This window comes from Nocardiopsis lucentensis DSM 44048 (genome assembly GCF_000341125.1).
Lineage (GTDB): Bacteria > Actinomycetota > Actinomycetes > Streptosporangiales > Streptosporangiaceae > Nocardiopsis > Nocardiopsis lucentensis.
In genome coordinates this window covers 1-5,999 of sequence record NZ_ANBC01000795.1, presented here as the reverse complement: position 1 = coordinate 5,999, position 5,999 = coordinate 1, and the positions used below count along the sequence as shown (strand labels likewise).

Below are 5,999 nucleotides of genomic sequence, written 5' to 3'. Positions count from 1 at the left end.
CGCAGGTAGGTGCCGCGCACGGACGGAGTGAAGACGGCGACGACCTCCAGGACCAGGTCCGGCCGCCGTAACTGGTCCCCGCGGCGGACGTCCGCCCCGGGGCTCAGGTAGGCCACGTGCGTCATGTTGGCGCCCTCCTGCTCCCCGACCTCGCGTTGGGAGGACGACGGCTGGGAGAGCCGGGCGCGTTGGTCGCCGAGCGATGTCCACGTCTCGACCTGGCCGCCCCCGCCGTCGTCGGCGAGCGCCACCCGCCAGACCTCGACGCTGGTGTTCAGCAGGCGGCCGGTGCCGCCCCTCACCGGGACCTCACCAGACCGACACCCCCGCCGAACCGCCTGGCCAGGCGTCGCGTGAGCCGGTCGGAGAGCTCCAGCTCGGTGATCCGACCGTCACCGCCGTAGGTCACGGAGTAGTCGCCGATCCGCTCCTGGCGGATGTCCGTGGCCGCCAGGCCGCTGCCGTCGGTCTCCGCCCGCCAGGCGAGCAGGGTCGCGGCGGCGATGCGGCACACCAGCATCACGATGTCGGAGGGGACTTCGGGCAAGCCGTGCGTGTAGGTGACCTGGACCCGGCGTGGGGTGCCGTCGGACGACCATCCGCCCGCCCGCCACAAGGTGCCGGAGGTCAGGCGGTAGTCGGTGACCGGCGCGCCGTCCACGGTCACGCTGGACACGGACGTGACGGGCGGCCCGGGCAGGTGGAGGCTCTGGGTGGCCTCGGCCTCCACGGTGATGGTGGAGGTGGTCTGGCCGATGGGCGCTCCCGCGGCGTCGCGCACCGCGGCGGAGGCAGCGGCCAGGTAGGCCTCCAGCAGAGGGATTTCCTCGGTGGGCACGACCAGGCCCAGGTTCTGGGCGTCGGTGACGGTGGCCAGGGGTGCTAGCGCCACGGGCGACCCCCTTTCCTTTCGTTGACGAGAGTGAGGGGGCCGACCTGGGGCGCGCTCAGCCGCGTCCCGCGTGAGCCCAGGAGGAACGAGTTCTGTGATCGGCTATCGGATGGTGCTCAGGCGAGCGCCGACGCAACCGAAGTGGGGGGTGGGGGTGGGCGGGCATCGCACGCGGGCATGAGAAAACCCCGCCAGCGGCGGGGTCGGGAGAGTGCTGTCGGGAGAAGATCAATCGAGGTCGACGGGGTCGATCAGCCCCTCAGCAACATAAGCGTCAATGCGGCGCTTCAGTCGATCGCGATAGGCGGAAGCCGCAGCTCGCCTTTCGGGCGTGTTGAGTTCATCTTCCGGAACATAGGCCACCATCTCCCCTTCCTCAGTGCGCCGGTACAGCATCTGAGGGGTGTCGTTCACCGGATCCATCAGAGTTACGCCTCCACTCGACCATTCACGTAGTCAGAGTTCAACGACTCGATCTCGCCGTCGAAGATGACTTCGACGCTGTCTGCGGTGATTCCAACACCCTTCAAGGGTACCCCAAAACCATTGATTAGGGCGAAGATCACTGGAGTGTCGTTAGCAGGCCGGAACGGTTCTTCCGGGCTATCAGCATACAGCTGAGCCGATTCTCCTCTGGTTGAAAACGAAGAAACTTCAATCCGCTCACGTCGCCCTGGAGTGCAGCGATTCAGCAGCCCATCCGGAATGCCGGACAGCCGCAGCCCCTTGTGTGACAGCGGAGCCCGCCTGGGAGAGCCCAACCGACATCAGGGCAAATCATGAGGATCACGTTCCACAATTTCCACGCACGAGTGGGTGGGAATGGGAGGGGCTACCTCCGTCACCTTTTCTCGGTGAACTCGATCCTCGATCTCAGCGAGACGCCTCCGCAAGGCATCTACACCTTCCTCGCGGAGTATCTGGGTCAGCGGTTTGTTCTCAGTCACAGTTCGAACTCCAGGAGGCCCATGCGGTCGAAGAGGCGGTCGAAGACACCTTCGAGTGGTTCGAAATCTTCATCGTCCCATTGCTGCGGAATCTGAGCGTAACCCGCGACTTGCTCACCTTCGCGCCCAATGGTCAGATCTTGCACATACTCGAGTTCCTCAATCAGGGTATCATCACCCGATCTGAGTGTCACCCATTGGGCGTAAGAGCGAGCAAAAAGCTCTGCAGGAGACAGTAGGTACGAGATCTCATCAGAAGTAGCCCGAACCATGCGTGATGTACCGTCTAAGGAAACAACCTGCCCGATGATGGCACCTCGCTCGGCCGGATCGAGGCTGTCCAGAAGTCGGTAAAGCGCCGTTGACATCACCGTCCCCCGCCACTCCCGAAGAATGCCCTCAACCTCTGTCGTGCTCGCGTCCAACCTTGGATTCGTTCCTAGGACGAGGTGATCAAGGACGTGCCCCAGCTCGTGGGCGGTAGTCAAATGAGGCGTCGGGGAGTTCGCGCTGATTCTGAACTGGTAGGGCGTGCCGTCCTCGAAACGTATGTATGCTCCGTGTCTGTTAGGCCGATCCTCGTTGACCAAGGGGATCGGAGGTATCGGATCAGGCAGTGCGTGGAGATCGGCGATGATACCCACCACGGTGTCCAGGATCTGGGCGTGCGGGGCATCAGGGTCCGAGACCACGATGTTCCCACCGAGGAGACGAGGATTTACCTCCGTAGCAGACTGCTCCGATACCGATGACGTCGAACTGTCCGGCCTGTCGTCGGTGGTTGATACCTCTTCGCCTTCCGTAGGCGTCACGTAGCCGTACCCGGTCAATCCCCGAACAGCTGCCTCACGGTCCCCGTTCGACTCTGCGATGATCTGATCGGGCATTGTCCGCCCACCACGTGATGCGCGGACACGATCACCGTCGACGAGGGCCTCAGTTCGCGGGTCCGAGTTCTCGCCATTCGTCGTGCTCTCCGCAGCGTCCAGGCGCCTTCCGGCGACACTCATACGTCGACGCGTGCTGATGACTTGTCCGATGTCGGCGCCCTCCCGGATCGCCTCAGCCCGGGCCGCGCCGAACCGGCGCGCCTGCTCGTCAGGGCTCATCCGCTCGAAGAGCTCCCGCGGCGACTGCGGGGGTGGATCGTCGGCCGTCAACGGCATCACCGCGCAGTCGCACTGCGGGTGCCGCGCGAACCCTTCGGACCAGGAGAGGAGCTGGCCCGCCAGCGCGATGCAATCGGCACAGGCGGGCAGGTTGACGACCCGGGTGTAACCGACCGCCTCAGGGCGCGCGGTAAGACCCGTGAGGTCGGCGGCGCGTCCGGCGTCGGCCACCTGGGTGCGGACGATGCGTTCCAACGACACCCTGGCCGCGGCCATCGCCCTCTCCACCGATGCGCCCTTGGCGATGAGGCCGAGCGCGGTGATCGCGGGCCGTGCGAGCAGGGTCGAGAGGTCGCGCCCGTCGGATGCCACCCCGGCCAGAGCTCTCGGGTTCAGCCGCGCGGGCGGCTCACCGGGAAGCACCCGATCCAAGTAGGACTCCGCGCCCTCCGCTGTCACGAACTGCGCCGCCGTGACGACGTCCACGGCCTCGTCGACGAAGCTCCGCAAGGACTCGCGGATGTTGTCGGGGTCGATCGTGTCGCGCCAGGAATTCACGACGTCGCGCGCGGCGTTCGCGGCGATCCGGGCTTGCTGAGCCTGATGTTCGAGAGCGAGGTCCAAAGACACGGCCACACCTCGCTCTCCGCGGGGTCCGTTCAGCCGTGTGGTCTAGGAGCGGCCCATCTCCGCGGCGATCGCGCCGATCGGGTCCGCGGCCGCCTCTCGTTCCTTCATGGCGAGCAGGTCGGCGATCTCAGTGGGGGTGAGCCCGTACCGGGCCGCGATCCATTCGAAGGGGAAGCCGACCTGTTGGAGTTTCAGCAGCGCGTCGGCCAGCTGGGCCTGGGAGCGTGACTCGACGTCCGCCCACAGCACGCTGCCCGCGGCGATCGCGCGCGCCTTGGCCTGGTCTCCCTGGGCGAGCGCGATCAGGGCGAACATCTCGCGCAGGCTCTGGCCGAACCACAGCTGTTTCTCCTCGACCCGCTTGACCAACCCGGTCTCCGCCGCGATCAAGGCATCGCCGGAGAGGTTCGCCATCCGCCCGATCAGGTAGTGCTGGGGAGTCCTGGTCTGAGCCGCGATGTGCCCGACCGCCACCTCGATCACGTCGGTGTAGGCGGCCAGGTTCGCGGCCGACCATTCGGCGATCTTGGCTTGCTCTCCGGTGATCCAGAGAACGCGGTCGACGGCGAACTTCTCCATCGGGACCGGCTTCTCGCCGACGACCTGGCCGTTCTCGTCGAGGACCGGGGTGGTCGGCATATCGGCGCCCAGAATCACCCGCTGTGGGAACGCCGCGTAGTCCGCGGCGGTGAACAGCTGGCTCCAGAGCAGGTTGATCGCGTCTTGCATGGCGATCGTGCCGGCGACGTCCGACATCGGCTCGTCGGCGAGTGTCGGACGGTTGGCGAGCTCGACGACCGGGACTCTCCCCAGCGGGTTGGGCTGCGGGTTCGGCTCGTCCGCGGTATCACGTGGCTGCCACGTCATGCCGCCGGAGCCCGTGGGGTGGAACGAGCGGGCGTGCCGAAGCAGCGGTCTCTGGAACTTCCAGACCTCGTCGGGCAGGTAGAGGGTCGCGAACTCGGTGTGACCGTCCTGCCAGCGTTTGAGCGCCGCGCGACGCCGTCGTCGACTGCCGGGCTCGTAGGCGACGACGCACTCCCGCGCGTCCTCGAACGTGACCTCCGGCGTGGTGTCGTCGTCGGGGTTGCCCCAGACCAGGACGAACGACCGTGCCGTCGTTCCGGCTCCGAGGAACCCCAGCTGCGAGTCGGCGTCGAGGCCGTTGACCTGCCAGACCCGCCACAGTTCACGATCCGCCCCGTCGGACCCGGCGGGTTTCATGCCGGTGACGGTGAGCCGTTCGACCGGGGAGTCGGCGACCACCTGCGTCCAGTTGTCCGCGAATTCCCGATAACGCTGGGCGAAGTACTCGCGGAATTCCGATGAGGCGAATCGCAGCGGCTGCTCGCCTCGGTAGTAGCCGTTCAGTCGCTCGGCTTCGCCGGTGCGGGCGTTCAGCTCGTTCTCCAGCAGGGTGACGAGCACCTGAGCCTGTTCAAGCGTGGCCATGCCACCCCTCTCGCCTCATTACGCGGTATAGACGTAGTTCTTCTTACGGGTCGCCAGACCTGCGGAAATCACGTCGCAGGCGGCCTCGTGAGCGAGGATCGACGATACGGTGGCGTCGATTTTCTGCGCCGACGAAGCCTTTCTCAGCACGTATCGGTCACCGGGTCTCGCAGCCGTTCTTGAGTTGGCCACGTGTGCCGCGGTGATGGGACAGGCGTCGTGCGACCATGTCGTGTCGCTTTTCGTGACATCGGTCTTGAGCCGCTCGGCGGCGGCGTGCATTTGCACGATGCGGCGCGTGTGCCAGCGGATGACGCGACGTTCACCGTAGGCGTCGACCCACTCGTCGACTTCGGTCTCCCAATACGGCGGGTCGGCGTACAGACGCACGACGTCGTAGCGGCGCATCAATTCTTCGATCGCGGCGCGGACCTCAAGGCGGGGAACCTGTCCGCCGTAGTCGGCCGGATTCCAAATGGCCGGTCGCCGTTCCGGACCGTAGGCGGGGGTGAACTGGAAGCCGTCGAGTGTCTCGGCACGCACGGCCGTCCAGTCGTCCAGGTCCGATCCGTCGAAGCCCAGAACGATCCGGCTGCCGTCGGGGACCGCTCGTTCTTCCTCTCGTTCAGCCCATGATGCGGCGTTCAGCCAAGAGGCGGTGCCCGACGTGATCCGGTTGCCGAAGAACCTTTCGGCCTGGGCCTCGTCGCGCTCAGCCAGTTCGACGGCCTCGCCGTCGATGACGTCCAGGTCGACCCACCACGAATCCCCGTAGACGTGTCGGTAGATCCGGCGTCGTTCCGCCTTGTTGCTGAACCGCAGCGAGGCCGGAGCCTGAGCGAAGTCACGGAAGACGTCGGCCGTCGACGACTCGTAGGTGCGCTGGGCGACGCTGTTCTCGGAAGGGTCCCAAGCGTTCGTCGTCGTCAACTTGCGTGGTGGCCACCCATCGCCAGCGGGTCCCGTGGG

At 66.1% G+C, this 5,999-nt stretch carries 5 protein-coding genes and 1 pseudogene; all 6 read right to left on the bottom strand.

The annotated features are described in order from the left end of the window. Window positions 1-302: head-tail adaptor protein (locus tag D471_RS36595; protein ID WP_017601648.1), on the bottom strand; the 302-nt coding region annotated here is incomplete at its 3' end. Continuing rightward, window positions 299-892, bottom strand: a complete 594-nt coding sequence (locus D471_RS0127775; RefSeq protein ID WP_017601647.1) for a hypothetical protein — start codon at window positions 890-892, stop codon at window positions 299-301. The genes D471_RS0127775 and D471_RS36595, both read right to left, overlap by 4 nt. Window positions 893-1,120: 228 nt before the next feature. Beyond that, window positions 1,121-1,306: a hypothetical protein gene (locus D471_RS0127770; protein ID WP_152486475.1), complete on the bottom strand. Its 186-nt coding sequence runs from the start codon at window positions 1,304-1,306 to the stop codon at window positions 1,121-1,123. Between the two features lie 529 nt (window positions 1,307-1,835). Continuing rightward, window positions 1,836-3,578 (bottom strand): VG15 protein, encoded by a 1,743-nt coding sequence (locus tag D471_RS37920; RefSeq protein WP_152486474.1) that lies wholly within the window; start codon window positions 3,576-3,578, stop codon window positions 1,836-1,838. 42 nt (window positions 3,579-3,620) lie between these two features. After that, window positions 3,621-5,030 (bottom strand): phage portal protein, encoded by a 1,410-nt coding sequence (locus D471_RS36585; RefSeq protein ID WP_017601643.1) that lies wholly within the window; start codon window positions 5,028-5,030, stop codon window positions 3,621-3,623. Between the two features lie 18 nt (window positions 5,031-5,048). Then, window positions 5,049-5,999, bottom strand: a pseudogene (locus tag D471_RS0127750) (hypothetical protein); the annotation flags it as partial.

Coding starts and splice junctions, on each gene's coding strand:
- D471_RS36585 (WP_017601643.1), bottom strand. CDS start 5,030: ATGGCCACGCTTGAACAGGCTCAGGTGCTCGTCACCCTGCTGGAGAAC.